This window comes from Psychrobacter sp. T6-1, assembly GCF_052258445.1.
Window position 1 is genome coordinate 1 of record NZ_JBQQFC010000031.1, and the last position, 16,425, is coordinate 16,425.

At 45.5% G+C, this 16,425-nt stretch carries 16 protein-coding genes and 1 pseudogene; 7 read left to right on the top strand and 10 right to left on the bottom strand.

Annotated features, from left to right (window positions below):
- The coding region (locus tag ACTXGO_RS03635; RefSeq protein WP_443573388.1) for an Lrp/AsnC family transcriptional regulator at nt 1-469 on the bottom strand (469 nt) is incomplete at its 3' end.
- Between the two features lie 192 nt (nt 470-661).
- Here ACTXGO_RS03635 and leuA point away from each other — a divergent pair.
- Both leuA and ACTXGO_RS03645 read left to right on the top strand, forming a co-directional pair.
- Nucleotides 662-2,428: a 2-isopropylmalate synthase gene (gene leuA, locus ACTXGO_RS03640; RefSeq protein ID WP_443573390.1), complete on the top strand. Its 1,767-nt coding sequence runs from the start codon at nt 662-664 to the stop codon at nt 2,426-2,428.
- A gap of 325 nt (nt 2,429-2,753) precedes the next feature.
- Nucleotides 2,754-3,368, top strand: a complete 615-nt coding sequence (locus ACTXGO_RS03645) for a hypothetical protein (RefSeq protein WP_435949003.1) — start codon at nt 2,754-2,756, stop codon at nt 3,366-3,368.
- A gap of 81 nt (nt 3,369-3,449) precedes the next feature.
- Here the strand turns inward: ACTXGO_RS03645 and accC are convergent, their stop codons facing one another.
- The 4 genes from accC to ACTXGO_RS03665 form a co-directional block, all read right to left on the bottom strand.
- Nucleotides 3,450-4,823: an acetyl-CoA carboxylase biotin carboxylase subunit gene (gene accC / locus ACTXGO_RS03650; protein ID WP_317198908.1), complete on the bottom strand. Its 1,374-nt coding sequence runs from the start codon at nt 4,821-4,823 to the stop codon at nt 3,450-3,452.
- A gap of 100 nt (nt 4,824-4,923) precedes the next feature.
- The gene (accB, locus tag ACTXGO_RS03655; RefSeq protein WP_317198907.1) at nt 4,924-5,349 is read right to left on the bottom strand and encodes an acetyl-CoA carboxylase biotin carboxyl carrier protein; all 426 of its coding nucleotides are present in this window, start codon (nt 5,347-5,349) and stop codon (nt 4,924-4,926) included.
- Between the two features lie 223 nt (nt 5,350-5,572).
- The gene (locus ACTXGO_RS03660) at nt 5,573-6,940 is read right to left on the bottom strand and encodes an MATE family efflux transporter (RefSeq protein WP_443573392.1); all 1,368 of its coding nucleotides are present in this window, start codon (nt 6,938-6,940) and stop codon (nt 5,573-5,575) included.
- A 269-nt stretch (nt 6,941-7,209) separates the two neighbouring features.
- A complete protein-coding gene (locus ACTXGO_RS03665) occupies nt 7,210-7,686 on the bottom strand; it encodes an EVE domain-containing protein (protein WP_443542197.1) in 477 nt (158 codons plus the stop codon).
- A gap of 347 nt (nt 7,687-8,033) precedes the next feature.
- Here ACTXGO_RS03665 and hemW point away from each other — a divergent pair, with 347 nt between their 5' ends.
- On the top strand, nt 8,034-9,275 hold the full coding sequence (hemW, locus tag ACTXGO_RS03670) for a radical SAM family heme chaperone HemW (protein WP_443573394.1): 1,242 nt from the start codon (nt 8,034-8,036) through the stop codon (nt 9,273-9,275).
- An 88-nt stretch (nt 9,276-9,363) separates the two neighbouring features.
- On the opposite strand, the gene ACTXGO_RS03675 is transcribed toward hemW, so the two are convergent.
- The gene (locus tag ACTXGO_RS03675) at nt 9,364-9,504 is read right to left on the bottom strand and encodes an entericidin A/B family lipoprotein (protein WP_317198904.1); all 141 of its coding nucleotides are present in this window, start codon (nt 9,502-9,504) and stop codon (nt 9,364-9,366) included.
- Nucleotides 9,505-9,789: 285 nt separating this feature from the next.
- On the opposite strand from ACTXGO_RS03675, the gene ACTXGO_RS03680 reads away from it, so the two are divergent.
- Nucleotides 9,790-10,341: a tRNA (cytidine(34)-2'-O)-methyltransferase gene (locus tag ACTXGO_RS03680; RefSeq protein ID WP_435949000.1), complete on the top strand. Its 552-nt coding sequence runs from the start codon at nt 9,790-9,792 to the stop codon at nt 10,339-10,341.
- Nucleotides 10,342-10,380: 39 nt separating this feature from the next.
- Here ACTXGO_RS03680 and ACTXGO_RS03685 read toward each other — a convergent pair whose 3' ends face one another.
- Genes ACTXGO_RS03685 through tusD form a run of 4 tightly spaced genes read right to left on the bottom strand, consistent with a single transcriptional unit; the run spans nt 10,381 to nt 11,841 of the window.
- Entirely contained in the window at nt 10,381-10,701 is a 321-nt protein-coding gene (locus ACTXGO_RS03685; RefSeq protein ID WP_435948999.1) for a TusE/DsrC/DsvC family sulfur relay protein, read from the bottom strand.
- Entirely contained in the window at nt 10,698-11,027 is a 330-nt protein-coding gene (locus tag ACTXGO_RS03690; RefSeq protein ID WP_435948998.1) for a hypothetical protein, read from the bottom strand. Before ACTXGO_RS03690 ends, ACTXGO_RS03685 begins: the two co-directional genes overlap by 4 nt.
- A 53-nt stretch (nt 11,028-11,080) precedes the next feature.
- Nucleotides 11,081-11,404 (bottom strand): hypothetical protein, encoded by a 324-nt coding sequence (locus ACTXGO_RS03695; RefSeq protein WP_435948997.1) that lies wholly within the window; start codon nt 11,402-11,404, stop codon nt 11,081-11,083.
- A 26-nt stretch (nt 11,405-11,430) separates the two neighbouring features.
- Complete coding sequence (gene tusD / locus ACTXGO_RS03700) at nt 11,431-11,841, bottom strand: sulfurtransferase complex subunit TusD (protein ID WP_435948996.1); 411 nt, start codon at nt 11,839-11,841, stop codon at nt 11,431-11,433.
- Between the two features lie 290 nt (nt 11,842-12,131).
- Between tusD and glnE the strand changes: the two genes are divergently transcribed.
- The 3 genes and pseudogenes from glnE to ACTXGO_RS03715 form a co-directional block, all read left to right on the top strand.
- On the top strand, nt 12,132-14,987 hold the full coding sequence (gene glnE / locus ACTXGO_RS03705; protein ID WP_435951043.1) for a bifunctional [glutamate--ammonia ligase]-adenylyl-L-tyrosine phosphorylase/[glutamate--ammonia-ligase] adenylyltransferase: 2,856 nt from the start codon (nt 12,132-12,134) through the stop codon (nt 14,985-14,987).
- Between the two features lie 137 nt (nt 14,988-15,124).
- The gene (locus ACTXGO_RS03710; RefSeq protein ID WP_443542201.1) at nt 15,125-16,054 is read left to right on the top strand and encodes a branched-chain amino acid transaminase; all 930 of its coding nucleotides are present in this window, start codon (nt 15,125-15,127) and stop codon (nt 16,052-16,054) included.
- 156 nt (nt 16,055-16,210) lie between these two features.
- Nucleotides 16,211-16,425 (top strand): annotated as a pseudogene (locus tag ACTXGO_RS03715) (glycosyltransferase); the annotation flags it as partial.

The following is a 16,425-nucleotide window of genomic DNA, read 5'->3' on the forward strand; positions in this document are numbered from 1 at the left end:
TACGATTGAATACTTCTCGTAGCTCAAAGCTCGTGTGCACTTGCGCTACGCCCTCGATACGGTTAAGACGATGCAGCAAAAACTCCTCATAATGTGCCATATCGCGTACGCGCACCTTGATTAGATAGTCCTCAGTGCGGCCGGTTACGATACTACAGCTCACCACCTCATCAAAGCTTTGAACCTTGCGTTCAAACTGCTCAAAACGCTCAGCAGTATGACGATCCATACTAATAGCAATAAATACTGCTAGCGGGTAGCCAAGTTTTTGCGCGTCAGTTTGCGTATGATAGCCTGTGATAATGCCTGACTCCTCTAAACGCTTGATACGCCGCGCACAAGGGGTTGCAGATAGATTGACCTGTTCGGCAAGCTCAGTGATACTCATGCGAGCATCGGTCTGTAATAGACGTAGTAGCTGCTTGTCTATTTTATCGATAGTAATAGTAGGATTGATATTGTTATCCATTATGATCTGCCCTGTTGTTTAGAGGTTTTCGCTATTTAAAGTCTTAATACTATCAATAATCACTATTATGGTAGGTAATATCCTTTGATAAAGCCGTTTTTTGATCGTACTAATTTGCTATTATAGGGTCATCCCATCAGCATTCAGTAGATATTCTTAAATTCACAACATTTCAATTCATAAGGAACACTCATGTCTGAACCTGTCATCACTCCAAAAAATTCTGCTTTTGACTATCGCAAATATCGCGCTTTTGAGTTTGCACCAAATCTGCCAGATCGCACGTGGCCGAGCAAAACGATCAAAAAAGCACCGATGTGGGCAAGCGTTGATCTGCGTGATGGCAATCAGGCGCTAATCGATCCGATGACTATTGAACAAAAAATGCGCTTTTTTAAGACGTTGGTCGATGTTGGTTTTAAAGATATTGAAATTGGCTTTCCGTCAGCGGCGCAAGTAGAGTTTGACTTTGCGCGCAAGCTCATTGAAGAAAACCATGTCCCTGATGATGTGACCTTGCAAGTATTGGTACAGGCTCGCGAGCATTTGATCGCCCGTACCTTTGAGTCGTTAAAAGGCGCAAAGCGCGCTATTGTCCACGTCTATAACTCTACCAGTCGTATTCAGCGCGAAAAAGTATACGGTAAAGATAAAGCGCAGATTAAAGAGATCGCTATCGAGGGCGCTAAGTTATTGGTCGATTATGCTGCTAAGTATCCTGAAACCGAATGGGTCTTTCAGTATTCACCAGAGAGCTTTAGTCAGACCGAAACCGAATACGCGGTAGAAGTCTGTGACGCGGTATGTGATATCTGGCAGCCTGAGAACGGGCAAGAGGTCATCTTTAATCTACCTGCAACGGTTGAGGCCTCTATGCCCAATATCTTTGCCGACCAAGTTGAGTACTTCTGTCGTAACCTTGCCAAACGCGAGCACGTCATTATTAGCCTGCACACGCATAATGACCGTGGCTGCGCGGTAGCCGCCGCGGAACTTGGCATACTCGCAGGCGCTGACCGTATCGAGGGCACATTACTCGGTAATGGTGAGCGTACGGGCAATATGGACATCATGGTCACAGCGATGAATATGTTTAGCCAAGGCATAGATCCCAAGCTTGATTTTAGCAACATGAGTGAGATCGTGCAGGTGGTGAGCGAGTGCAATAACTTGCCTGTGCATCCGCGCCACCCCTATGTCGGTGAGCTGGTATTTACCGCCTTTAGCGGCTCGCATCAGGACGCTATCAAAAAGTCGCTCGATTATAACGAGCAGCATGTCGATGAAACCGAGAACGTTTGGGACGTGGCGTACTTGCCTATTGACCCTGCGCACATCGGTCGTAGCTATCAAGATGTCGTGCGTATCAACAGTCAATCAGGCAAAGGCGGCGTCGCTTACATCTTGCAGCGCAATTACGGCTTTAACTTGCCGCGCTGGATGCAGATTGACTTTAGCGGCGTGGTACAAAAACAGGCTGAAAAGGCGGCGCGCGAGCTTCAAAACGACGAGATTTTACAGACCTTTGAGCGCACGTATTTACAGCAAGGTGATTTTGAACTGCTCGATTATAGTGTCAATAATAAAGGCGGCGAGGTCTTCTTTAGCGGTCAAGTCAATATGAATGGCGATACCATCACTATAGATGGTACTGGCAATGGTCCGTTATCTTCCTTTATTGATGGACTTGCGCAGCATACTGGCAAATCGCTCCATATCATCAATTACGCTGAGCACGCGATCAATCCGCAGCACAATAATGTTGATGGCAATGCCGACGGTTATGATGACGATACCAGTACGGATAACAAGACCAATGCTAATGCTGCCGCCTACATTCAGCTCAATGTCGATGGTACGGTGTACTCAGGTATCGGAACCTGTAGCAGTACTGTCTCTGCGATGCTTAAAGGCGCGTTATCTGCTCTAGCACAAGCGCCTAATACTACTGCGGCGTAGTGTAGTAGCGTCATTATTAAATGAGCCTTCTATTTTAAGTGTGAAAACGCTTGGAGTAGAGGGCTTTTTTGTAGTGTGGGTTAGTCAGTTGCAAGCCGTATTTGATGTTTTATATTAATTTACAGTGTTAGGTGTCGCAAGCTCTTACTAACGTACGTGTTGAACCATGCCAGTGTAGTCTAACTAGTCTTATGCTCAGATATCGCTTGCCCATCAGCTGATGAGCGTTAAACGCAGTAACCCATAGCATATTGTTACTTGTGTTTTAGTCGGCTAAGACTTACGCTAATGAGTAGTTTAATTTGAATAATAATTAAGGTTAATTATGGAACCTATCTTCTCATTTGCGTCTATTTCTTTGGCTTCTATTTTGGCGTCTTTGCCCGCAGGTAACGAGAGTACAAGCGCCTCTAACATTACGACTCATATCAGTCCTGCTATCGCTGGGCAGTGGGAGATTGAGCTAAACAATAGCGGTGCTATGAGCAATCAATCTATACTCGATAGTCTAATGCTAGCTGAGAGTGCCTCAGAGACTACTGATGGCGTACTAGACCAAAGCGAGCGCCGCATCATCACTATGACGCCAAGCAATACTCAAATACCCGCTACTACAGGTTTGAATAGTAGCGCTCAAGTGTCCTCAAACGATCAGTGCCGTGAGATATACAACTTCGGTGCCGATAACGAGATGTGGGCGGTAAGTGGCAAAGAGTGGACGTACAGTCGCTACCTAGTGAGTCATCTCGATGAAGGTTTGCCTATTATCGCAATCAAGACCATTTATGATAATAATGAAGTGGACTGCTCAGGCAATCAGATTGATCAAAGTGATGAGACGCTGATTGCGTTTTTGGATCATAAGGACAATCAGATGCAGTGGTGCGCGGATCCTGAAGGGCTTGAGTGCTTTATGACCTTTCGTAGAGTCATGCCGTAGTTTTTAACTATGACCTTGCACAATTAAAAAGCCGCCCTTTATATAAAGAGCGGCTTTTTAATTGTGCTAAGAGTTCCTAAATTAAGCACTATAATCGACTTCTGGTTTCTCTTTTTTAGGTTGCAGTAGTACCTTTTCGAGATAATGAATGTTTTGTGCCTGTTCACTAAACTCCTCATCCGCCAAGATGACATCGCGATGTAGCGGGATATTGGTCTTGATACCTTCAATGACCAGCTCATCAAGCGCGTGCAACGTCTTTGATATGGCTTGCTGGCGCGTTTGACCGTGACAGATCAGTTTGCCAATGAGCGAGTCATAGTAGCTGGGTATCTCGTAGCTAGGATATAGGTGTGAGTCAAAGCGCACGCCTGCGCCGCTTGGGGCAAATAACTGGGTGACTGTGCCCGGTGAGGGCATAAAGGTCGCAGGATCCTCGGCATTGATACGGCACTCGATAGCATGGCCTTGTATCTCAATCTCGCTTTGACGGTAAGAGAGACCATACCCTGCGGCGATTTTGAGCTGCTCGACCACCACATCGATACCGGTAATCATCTCAGTAACCGGATGCTCAACTTGCACGCGAGTATTCATCTCAATAAAGAAGAATTCATTGTTTTCAAATAAAAACTCAAAGGTTCCCGCGCCGCGATATTTGACCAGCTCGCAGGCTTTGACACAAGCACGTAGGATAGGTTCACGGACATCATCTGGAATATCAGGGGCAGGGGCTTCTTCTAATACTTTTTGGTGGCGACGCTGTAGCGAGCAATCACGATCATATAAGTGAATGGCATTACCGTTACCATCGCCCAAGACTTGCACCTCGACGTGGCGCGGGTTTTGTAGATAGCGCTCCATATAAACCGTATCATCACCGAACCACAGCTCAGCTTCTTGCTTGGCCGCTTGTACTTGTCCGACCAGCTCATCAAAACGCTCAACGACGCGCATACCACGGCCACCGCCACCAGAGGCCGCCTTTATAATCAGAGGAAAGCCGATATTGCCCGCTTGCTCTTCAGCGTTGTGCATAGTGACTGCGCCAACAGAACCAGGAACCGTCGGCACGCCTGCTTTTTTCATGGCATTAATAGCAGAGACTTTGTTACCCATCAGGCGAATATGATCCGCGTTTGGTCCTACAAAGGTTAGACCGGCCTCTTCGATACGTTCAGCAAATTCAGCATTCTCAGCCAAAAATCCATAGCCTGGGTGAATAGCGTCAGCGCCCGATATCTCAGCTGCCGTCAATATGGTGCTAATATTGAGATAGCTCTCACTGGCATTGGGCTTACCAATACAGATAGCTTCATCGACGAAACGCAGGTGCATTAGGTTTTTGTCAGCAGTAGAGTAGACGCCTACGGTCTCTATCCCCAACGCTTTGCACGCCCTTACAATACGCAGGGCGATCTCACCTCGGTTGGCAATCAGTAACTTTTTTATCATAGAATCATCCTTGTTTTAGCCGTGCTAGCTGAGTGATGTGCTAGGGTGCTCTAGCTATTTGTATCACCGCAGGCAACTGAGTAAAGTAGGGCAAGAACCGTTAAGCCTTGTAGCGAATAACAGGCTGACCAAACTGTACCACATCAGAGTTTGCGACCAAGATCTCATCTATGACGCCGCTTTGAGTGGCCTCAAGTGGATTCATGATTTTCATGGCTTCTATGATACCGAGCGTATCACCCGCCTGTACCTTTTGACCGACTTTAGCATATGGCGGATCATTTGGACTTGGTGACGAATAAAAGACGCCGACCATAGGAGAGGTCTCGACGCTACCAGCTTTGACGTCAGATTTGGGCGCAGCGGCAATAGGCGCACCAGCAGCAGGTGCTGACATCATTTGTTGAACGGGCGCATCGTAGTGACGGGTTAGGCTGATATGCTCATCGTCAGAGCTGATTTCTAGATTGACCAGCTCGTTTTCTTCCATGAGGGCGATTAGAGTACGTATCTTTTCAATATCCATAATTTTATTGATACCTTTTATTAGAATGCAAGAAACAATTAGTGTAACAAAATATAGTTTGTCTTGATGACAATCATACCTATATTCAGCTCAATGAGCAATCAATGTACAACTGTTAACTCAATTTTTTTATATTATTATCGTTAAAATTTTATTACATCTCAATTATCATACTAGATAAAGTACTACCAGAGTGTATAGCTTACTTATCATCAAATCTTGGCTAGCCCCACGCTTGAGTTAAGCGTTTTTGTTGATACATAAGTCTTAAAGTTAACAAAATCGCTGCCAAAAACAGTCCTGTAATCAGCGCCATCCAAAACCCCTGCGCGCCTACATCGGTATAGCGCACAAGATAGATACCCATCGGTAGCGCAACGACCCAATAACAAAACATCGTGACCCACATCGGTACTTTGGTATCTTGTAGACCGCGCAAAATACCCGCGACATTGACCTGCCAGCCGTCAAACAGCTGATAAGCGAGTGCAAATATCAATAGATGCATAGCCTGTGCTTGCACCTCAGGGTTGTCAGTAAAGGCCATCGCCAGTTGTGGGCGAAATAGCCAAACACCAAGCATGCAGATGATCGCAATGAGTACTGTCCAGATAAGCCCTGTGGCTTGCACTTGCCGCAGCGCCAGTAAGTTTTGCTCGCCAAAGCGGTTGGATATCATAATGGTCAGCGCCATCGCGACCGATATGGGGATCATAAATAACTGTGAAGTGACTGCCAGTGCTACTTGGTGTGACGCCGTTGCCAGCTCTCCTAGCGGACTGATAACCAAAGCACCTAAGCTAAACAGACTGGCTTCAAAGAAAATCGAGACGCCAATAGGGATGCCTAGTGCAAGCAATTTAGCGATTTGGACGCGATCAGGGCGGGAAAAATGTCGATAAAATCTGGTATTTGCAAATTGCTGACGCTTAGTAAAAGCGGTGTAAGCGGCGAGTAGTAAGACATTGATCCAAAGCACAATAGCGGTTGCCACCCCGCAGCCTGCACCGCCAAGCTCTGGCATACCAAATAGGCCATGAATAAAGATATAATTGAGCGGTATATCCGCTAAGAGTCCAATGATGCTAATGACAGTGACAGGTTCGGGGCGACCAAGCGCTTCGCAATAACTGCGTAGCACCGCGTAGACTGCTAGAGCTGGAAATCCAAAGGAGACACCGTACAGATATTGCGCTGCTATCGGCTGAATATTTTCAGGTACGCCCATAAGGCTGAGCACATTGGGCGCCAAGTTGACAATAACAAAACCGATGATGCCGATCACCGCTGCCGCCCACAAGGACTGCTGAGTAATATGCGGTATGCGCTCGTGGTTTTTTTGCCCTATGGCCTCACCGACCAAAGGCGTGGTCGCAATCAAAATGCCCGTCGCGAGCAAAAATAGTGGTAACCAAATCCCAGAGCCAACAGCAACCGCCGCCAGATCAAGCGCTGAGACGCGTCCTGCCATAATAGCATCCACGACCCCAAGCGCTGCCTGACAAAACTGCGTGATCAAAATAGGCAAGGCTAAAATGCCTAAGCGCAGACTATAGCTCTTAAAATCGGTAAAGGATAAGGGCAACAACATAACGAACAACTTATTAAGTAATTATATTTTGATTGGTATTTTGATCGAATATATCTTTGATTCAACGAAACAGTAAATAATGAATAAAGCCAAATGAACACCTATTGTGAAAAGCGTTTGTCATCTATAAATTAGATCTGCTAAAACAAAAATAACCTGTCAATCCAAAGGTTGAATCAACAGGTCAAAAGTTGTGATGATGGTAATCAAGCAAGGCCTAGATGTCAATGCGTTAACCGTCGCTTTGTCGGTATGATGAGCACTCAAGGCTAAGGCACAAGATCTAAACTCTCAGCCATATCGATAATCGCTTGCCAGTGTTTTGGCTCAAGCGGGATGACCGTAAGCTGCTGACAGCCTTTTTTGAGCAATAGGGAGTCCTCAAGCGCAGGTATAAACTTGAGTGCGGACAGCGGCACGACATCGGTAAATGCCAGCTCAAAGCTCACATCAACCATATACCAGCGCGGCATATCCTCAGTTGCTAGTGGATCATAGTGGCGATGCTCAGGATGAAACTGCGTAGGATCAGGGTAGCCTGCTTGAGTAATCGTCATAATACCTGCCGCTCCCGATGGGTTGGCGCTTGAATGATAAAAAATGACCTGGTCACCCACCTGCATATCATCACGCATGAAGTTACGCGCACGATAATTGCGTACGCCATCCCAGCTATCGACTCCTAAGCGCTTGATATCATCAATACCAAAAAACTTTGGATTAGATTTCATTAGCCAATATGCCATTGTTTATCCTTTATAATACATTTTTTAGCCCACTTTAAATCAGTACTGCTCGTATTCCTTTCTCTGGCGTGCCTGCACAGATAGAGACTGCGCAAAATGAATACCAGCAGTACATCGTGTAAAATACATCAGCTTTATTGTGAATTCACTATATACAGTAACGCTATCAGGGTTTATACGTCTCTTATTACCAGTGTACTTTTAATTAAAACCTTTAACCGTTATCCTAGCAGGATTTTGTATGATAATCGCTACGCCAATAGTAAGTAAACCTTATGCCCAAACTTAAAACCATCAATGATACCAACATAGTTGATTATGATGACAGTAACGACAGAGTAGCCTCTATGGACTTACAGGTTACACAGATCCCATTAGCGCTATATATACATATTCCATGGTGTGTCAAAAAATGTCCGTATTGCGACTTCAACTCGCATGAGCTACCTATAGATCATCAGCTGTCTATGTATGACGACTACGTCGATGCACTGTTAACAGATGCGCGCACGCAAATGATGTTGACGCAAGGGCGGCAGATTAGCTCGATATTTATTGGCGGCGGAACGCCTTCACTATTGCCAATAGACCAGTATCAACGCTTATTTGATGGACTGCGCGACTGCTTTGAATTTATGCCTGATATTGAGATTACTATGGAGGCCAATCCTGGTACGCTTGAGCATGCGCCCTTTGCTGAGTATCTAAAAGTCGGTATCAATCGCTTGTCTATCGGCGTGCAAAGCTTCGCTGACGATAAGCTTCAAGCGCTCGGTCGTATTCATGATCCTGTCCAAGCTATATCTGCGATAAAAGCGGCGCGCGCGGCTGGCTTTAATCGCGTCAATGTGGACTTGATGCATGGTCTACCGCAGCAAACGCTCACCGAGGCGCTATATGATATTCAAACTGCGCACAACGCTGGCGCGACGCATATCTCATGGTATCAGTTGACCATAGAGCCGAACACCGTGTTTTATCGCAACCAGCCTATATTGCCTGATGAGGATAATCTAGCAGATATTGAGCAGGCGGGTCAGACATTATTAGAGCAGCTGGGTTATCACAATTATGAAGTATCCGCTTGGGCAGGCGCATCAGATTCGCCTTGTCGTCATAACGTGAACTACTGGCAGTTTGGCGATTACTTGGCGATAGGTGCAGGCGCTCATGGCAAAGTGACCATTAGCAAAAAACAGGGTCATAAAATTGACGTCATAGAACCCAAAATCTCAGGTTTGGCGGATGCGTCGTCGCATAATGAGCAGGTTACAAAGACAGGTATTTACCGTTTTAGCAAGACCCGAGCGCCAAAAGACTATACAAGGTACCAAGTCGCCCCAAAAACGATATGGCAGGCCATTGATCAAGATGAGCTGGTTAGCGAGTTTATGCTCAATGCGCTACGCTTGCATAGCGGCGTAAGCACTTATTTGTTTGAGGCTCGAACCGGATTGAGTATCGATGCTATCGCTGGTGAAATAAAAGGTTTAGTGAGTAGCGGTTTGCTAGAGGATACTGACGATAAGATACAGCCAACCCCATTAGGACAGCGTTATCTTAACCAGATATTGCGCGCTTTTCTTTAACTACTTTTAGTCTTAAATCAGTAAAAACAGAGCCAAAAAAAAGGACTTACCCAAGGGTAAATCCTTTTAAGAAATCTAAATATAAAACTTAGATTTTTTGTTTTACGTCAGTTGCTGTGTTGCTAACTGCTTCACCAGCGCCAGATACGTCTTGGCCAAAACCTTGTAGAGTATTGCAACCTGTTAATACAAACATAGCGGTCAAAGATGCGATGATTACTTTTTTCATAGTAAATTCCTCAAATTAGAAAGTGTAGTGATAGTGCATTTTATCCAAAAAATTAGTCAGGAGCCCTAAAATTGTGAACAAGCAATATCAACCGATAAAAAGATAAAACCACAGTATAATTGTCTCAGTGAGCACAACGATATTGTCGTCATATCCATTGTCGCTATGATAGTGAAAGTTAAAATCAGTGCACAGTACCAAAATGTAATTATTGATAATAAACTGTAACTTGTTATTACGCAGAACAGTCAAATCGTCATAAACAAAAAATTATGGAAAATCTTAATGACCATTCATATTGTGTTGATCGCGCCCAAAATGCCCAGTAACACAGGCAACATTATACGTCTTTGTGCCAACAGCGGCGCGCAGCTTCATCTGGTACGACCTTTAGGGTTTGAGCTAGACGATAAAAAACTGCGCCGAGCAGGTCTTGACTATCACGAGTACGCGCACCTAAAGGTGCATGATAACTGGCTTATTGCCAAGCAATCTTTATTGACTGCGCAGTGTGAGCATATCGTTGCTCTGACTACTAAGCTTAGTCATCCATTCTATGATTATGACTTTACTAAAAAAAGGTCAAGTCACGTTAGCCAAAACAATATTGCCCTAATCTTTGGCTCTGAGACCGCAGGATTGAGTGATGATATTCGTACTGATATCGGTGCTGAGCATTGGCTCAGATTACCTATGCTGCCAGATTCACGAAGTTTAAACCTATCGAACAGCGTAGCAATCTGTCTTTATGAGGTTTGGCGTCAACAAGGGTTTGTGGGAGATGAAGGACGTAGTACAGGATACGAGACTTTAAGTGTTTATGATGCTAAAGAATAGTGTTTTACATGTCAGCAGGTGTCTAACGCACAAAGCGAGCTACAAGCAATTAGGCGGCTTGGGCAGTCCTGCTAGTCTATTGACATGACGGGCGACCAGTCCAGTATTGAACAGCGCTTGGAGCTTTTGATTGCTAATAGTGTGCTCAGGCAAGACCTTTTGTAGCCACTTGATGAGTGGACGCGTGCTAGGCGCATGATTAAAGGTATCAAAAAACACCCGTACTTGACCCAGAATATCTAAGTGCTCCTGTGTCAGGTGCACATCCAACGTATCAGCAAGCTGCTGCGCGACAATAGGCGTCCAAAGGGTATGGTCGTTCAAGTGACCGTCTTGGTCTAAAGATAAGGGCTCACTCATAAGTTAATCGTCACTACGTTATCAAATTTATCATCTTGAGTCATCGTAACCCACTCACTATCACTTAAAATACTTGTGAGATTTTTATCTAGTTTTAGATTTTTTTGTGTGTCATCGCTAAGGGTCGCTATATCGTCTGCAAGCGCATAGATCGCCTGAATATTGTCGATATCGCTATCATTTAGATAAGCTTGCAGCCAGTCAATAAAAGTGACGGTAGTACCAAGCAAAAGAATACTATCACCAGCGCGCCAAGTCAGCGCCATCTGCTCAGTGCTGCGCCTAAGTGTATCCACCGTACTATGTAATTGGTATAAAGTTGCCATTAGGGTTATCCCTTTTTATTTAGAACATGATTGAAGCTTAATAATAACCATAGCTAAAACGTTAAAATCTGATCAAAGTCTTGTACGTCTACAACCTCTGGTATCAGCGTGAGTTGCGCCGCTAAATCATTGGACACTATACCTGTAAGCCAGCCACTAAAGACGTCTTCGGGCAGCCAAGCTGGTGGCATATCGTATAATTCCAGTGATTGAATCATGCCATGTAGGCGCGATTTGGACTGCATAAGCAATCCAAAAACAGGCGCATCCAAATACAGTTGCACTTCATGCTCAAAGGTCGCCAGCGTCAACGCTAAAGCGCAGCCCTCGTAACTTGCTATCTCAGTTGCTGTACGTAGCTCAATTAAAAATTTCATGATATAGGCTCGTAAAAAGTATGGTCTTAAAATTGAAGCAGGCGACAATTGCCTTGTATCATCATGGCAAGCTCGCCTAGACCAACGAGCGTAAATCCATCGGCCATATTATCACCCTCTAAGTGATGACGGGCGCTATTATCTATATCACTGATGCCGCGACTGAGCGCTGTACTCACGCAAACGGGTAGCGATAACGGATATTGCTCAGCCAAAGCTTGCCACTCCCTAGTTACATTTATCTGATCAGCAGACTGCCAGCGCAGACGATTGGCGATATGAGCGGCGTCTGCATAAAAGAACACTTTTAACGGTTTGCTGTCGTCGTTATTATCAGATCTGTTTTGTAAGTAAGCACGCGCGTAACGCACCGCTAAAGATGCTAGCGGATGACTAGGATCTTTTGTTAGTAGTAATACAGTGTCTTTGGTAGTCATAAAGAAATATCGCACAGTATGGTGAATCGTTTAGTAACAAAATTTTCATGCTACCATGAGGACATAAAAGTGAATAATAAGCTTGAGAGTTCATATTCAATAATGATCACGATATTGTAGCAAATAATGCGCCGCTGCCCGAGAAATACCGTTTTTGTATCGGTTTGCAGTTAATAATGACCGCCATGTAATAAAAAACAATAAACTTTTTTATCAGGTTCACGTAGTCTTAACCTTTAACGTCAGGAGTTTTTGTCCCTATGCTACCGGAGCCATCATCGTCATCAGATATGCCATCTACTAATCCCAACACGCTTAGCTACCAACCAACGCCTGAGCAGATTCAAGTTTTGCAAACGGCGAGCGAATTTGCCTACCAAGTGTGGGAGAGTCGCACGATATCATGCCAGACGTTTTTGCGCAGTTATCCGCTAGATAGTACCTTGACCCGCCAGCAGATTGACGATTTGATTCAAGATTATACGCTAGATGACAATTACCAGCTGGGGGACGAGACGCAAGTCATGAGTGGTCTGCGTCATCTGCGTACTTCACTGATGATGCGCTGGATATGGCAGGATGCACTCAACCTGATTACGCTTGAACAATTAACAGATGAGCTGTCTGAATTCGCTGATGGTTGTATCTTATTTGCTAAAGAGTACACCTATACGCATCTGGTCGCTCAATACGGTCAGCCAACCTTTATCAATGCACAAGGTAATGTACAGACCGACGATATGGCGATTATGGCAATGGGTAAACTTGGCGCGCAAGAGCTGAATCTATCAAGTGACATAGATCTTATATTTGTCCATTGGGCACGCGGTGAGACGGATGGCGACAAGGCTAAAGGCACACGTAGTATTGACAATAAACGCTTTATGAACAGGCTTGGTCAAGGCATTATAAAGCTGCTTGATAACAATACTGCCGACGGGTTTGTGTTTCGAGTCGATATGCGCCTACGCCCTTGGGGCGATGGCAGCGATCTGGCTATTCACCTATCGGCATTGCAAAAGTATTTTGCCAATCATGGCCGTGCTTGGGAGCGTTTTGCTTGGTTAAAGGCACGAGTGGTCGGGCAAGTGGCTCAGCCTTTTTTTGATGAATTGCAAGAGCTGATTAAGCCATTCGTCTTTCGCTATTATGTGGATTATAGTGCGTTCTCAGCGCTTAGAGAGATGAAGTCCCTTATTCAAAACCAAGTGGCTCAGCGCGAGGATTTGGACAATATCAAGCTTGGGGCAGGTGGTATTCGCGATATCGAGTTCATTGTACAAGCGTTCCAGCTCATCTACGGCGGGCGTCATCCCGAGCTACAGGTTAAATCGTGCCTTGAGGCCATGAGGGAGCTGTACAGGTTTGAATATTTAGAGCCAGAGACTTACGAGCAATTGCAAGCGGCCTATCGGTTTTTACGTCGCCTAGAGCACGGTATCCAAGCGATCAATGATCAGCAAACTCAGCGCTTGCCGCAAGACCCCATATGGCGTCAGAACCTAGCGACAACTTTAGGGTTCGATAATTGGGAGGGGTTAATAGAGACGCTCAACAGGCACAGACATACGATAAATGTCCCCTTTGAGCGTATGGTGACTGAGCGCCAGATGCCAACACAAGACGATGAGGATCTAGAGCCTATCGAGCTTGAGGCACAAATAGCCAAACTCGATACGGTATTGAGCGAAGAGAGCCGCGCGCAACTGGATCAGTTTTGGCAGTCCAAAATGGTGGCTAACTTAAGCGATGAGGCTAGAGATCGTTTGGATGACGCTTACCCTGTCATTGTACATGCCTTGCTCGCTCACCAAGAACAGCAGCAGCTCGCCAATACGGCTCTGCCGCGTTTGATTACGTTACTTGAGGCCATTTGTCGCCGCTCTATTTATTTGGTCATGATCGCAGAGAACCCTAACGCGACGGTTGAGCTGATTCCTATGCTCTCAGCGAGCCCGTGGATCGCTAATGAGCTGGCGCGTTATCCTGTACTGCTGGATACTTTTCTTCAGCAGCGCTACCGTCATTTGCCTGACAAGATTGAGCTACGTGATATCCTGCGTCAACACCTGCTGCGCGTAGAGCCAGGGGAAGAAGAAGAGCTACTCAGCGCACTGCGTCTATTTAAGAAGAATCAAATACTGGCAGTAGCGGCGAGCGATGTACTCGCTGAACGCCCGATTATGAAAGTCTCAGACTCACTGACTTATATCGCAGAGGTCGTATTAGAAGCCGCTCTTGAGCGCGCCTTTGCTGAGATCGTCAAGCGCTACGGCTATCCTATTGCTACTAATGGCGACCCGGTTACCGAAGCGGATTGCGGCTTTGCTATTATCGGTTATGGTAAGCTTGGCGGGCTTGAGCTATCGTATTCATCTGACTTAGATCTAGTGTTTTTGCACAAGATAAAAGAGGCTGGCATGACTACAGGTGAGAAGTCTGTGAGCGGAATGAAGTTTGCCGCAAGACTGGCGCAAAAGCTGATGACTTATCTCAATACTCAAACCCGTGATGGCCGCGCCTACGAGATTGATATGCGTCTTAGGCCCTCTGGCAATGCCGGCATGATGGTGGTGTCTTGTCATGCTTTTGAGACCTACCAGTTGGATAAGGCATGGGCTTGGGAGCATCAAGCCTTAGTGCGCGCCCGTGCTATTTGCGGTGATAAGCTTGTGACGGCGCGTTTTTGTGATATACGCCGCTCGGTATTGTCCCTGCCGCGTACCCTTGATGAGGTGAGAGTAGAGGTCACCAGCATGCGTTTGAAGATGCAAAAGCATCTCGGTACTAGCTCAAATGAGCAGCGTAAAGGCAAGTTTCATCTCAAACAGGATGCTGGCGGCATAGTTGATATTGAGTTCTTGGCGCAGTTCGCAGTGCTGGCGTATTCGCATGATTACCCAAGTCTGACCAAATGGAGTGATAACGTACGTATCTTTGAAGAAGTCGCTGCTCTTGGGATATGGGAGGAGCAGGTTTGCCTTGATTTAACTGATGCTTATTTGCGTATAAGAGCAGCCACTCATCAGCTGGCATTGGCTGAGCAGTCATCACTAGTTGATGAGTCGTTATGGGTGGAGACGCGGCGCTTGGTACAGACGCAGTGGCAGCACTTGATGGGTGTACCGCCAAGAGATATTGAATAAGATCACCTTAAAAAATTGTTTAATGCCAAACTAAAAAATTGTAACGATGTAGGTTTGCGGTGATATAATCACTCGCAGATTAAATTTCAACACTCAACGAAAAAGTTAGTCGTCGGTACTAGCATAAGGACTATTAAATGAACATGGCAACACAAGAGGGTAAGCTTTGGATGAATGGTGACATGATTGACCAACCTGATGCCAAGGTTCATGTCCTTACGCATAGCTTACATTATGGTATGGCGGTCTTTGAAGGCGTGCGTGCTTATCAAACTGCTGACAAACGCACCGCGATTTTTCGTTTAAAAGAGCATACCGAACGTCTATTAGGTTCTGCCAAGATATTCCAGATGGATGTGCCGTTTGACCAAGCAACGCTTGAGCAGGCACACAAAGATGTGGTCAAACAAAACAACCTAGAAGAAGCCTACATTCGCCCTCTGATTTGGGTCGGCGCTGAAAAGCTTGGTCTATCTTCACGCGATAACAGTATCAATGCGATGGTTGCCGCTTGGCATTGGGGTGCCTATCTTGGTGAAGACGGCATCAAAAACGGTATCCGCGTCAAAACTTCATCCTTTACCCATCACATGACCAACGTCACTATGTGTAAAGCTAAAGCCTCTAGCAACTATCCTGTCTCTATCATGGCCAACCAAGAAGTGACCCGTAATGGCTATGATGAAGCCATCTTGATGGATCCACAAGGTTACGTCTGTCAGGGCGCAGGCGAAAATTTATTCTTGGTAAAAGACGGTGAGCTACATACGCCAGATCTAGCAGGTGGGGCTCTTGACGGCATTACTCGCCGTACCATCATGCAGTTTTGTAAAGACTTAGATATCAAAGTCACAGAGCGCCGTATTACGCGTGATGAGTTCTACCTAGCGGATGAGATCTTTATGACAGGTACCGCCGCTGAGGTCACACCGATTCGTGAATACGACGACCGTACTATCGGCAATGGCGGGCGCGGGGAGATCACTGAAAAATTGCAAACCTTGTACTTTGATGTGGTTCATGGTCGCAATGAGCAGTATATGGATTGGTTAAGCTTTATTGATTAGTTGAGCTTTATTGATTAATAGTATCATTATCCGAAAAGTATAAAAGCTGAACATAAGTGTTCAGCCTTTTTTTTATGATAAGATGCGGTTTATAATGTACCACTATGTTTCTGCAAGTTCGTGTCATCTACTCCAAATTTAAAGCGAGCCTTTTTTATGTTCAAAAAAGCGAAAGATAAAACTCAAGATAATGATGTTAAGCAAATTATCTGCATTAAATGGGGTACCAAATACGGTGCTGATTATGCGAATAAACTATACGGCATGGTATCACGCAACATCACCCCGCCATTTCGCTTTGTGTGCTTTACCGATGATACGACTGATGTCCGTCCAGAGATTGAATGCCAAGAATTGCCGCCACTTGATGT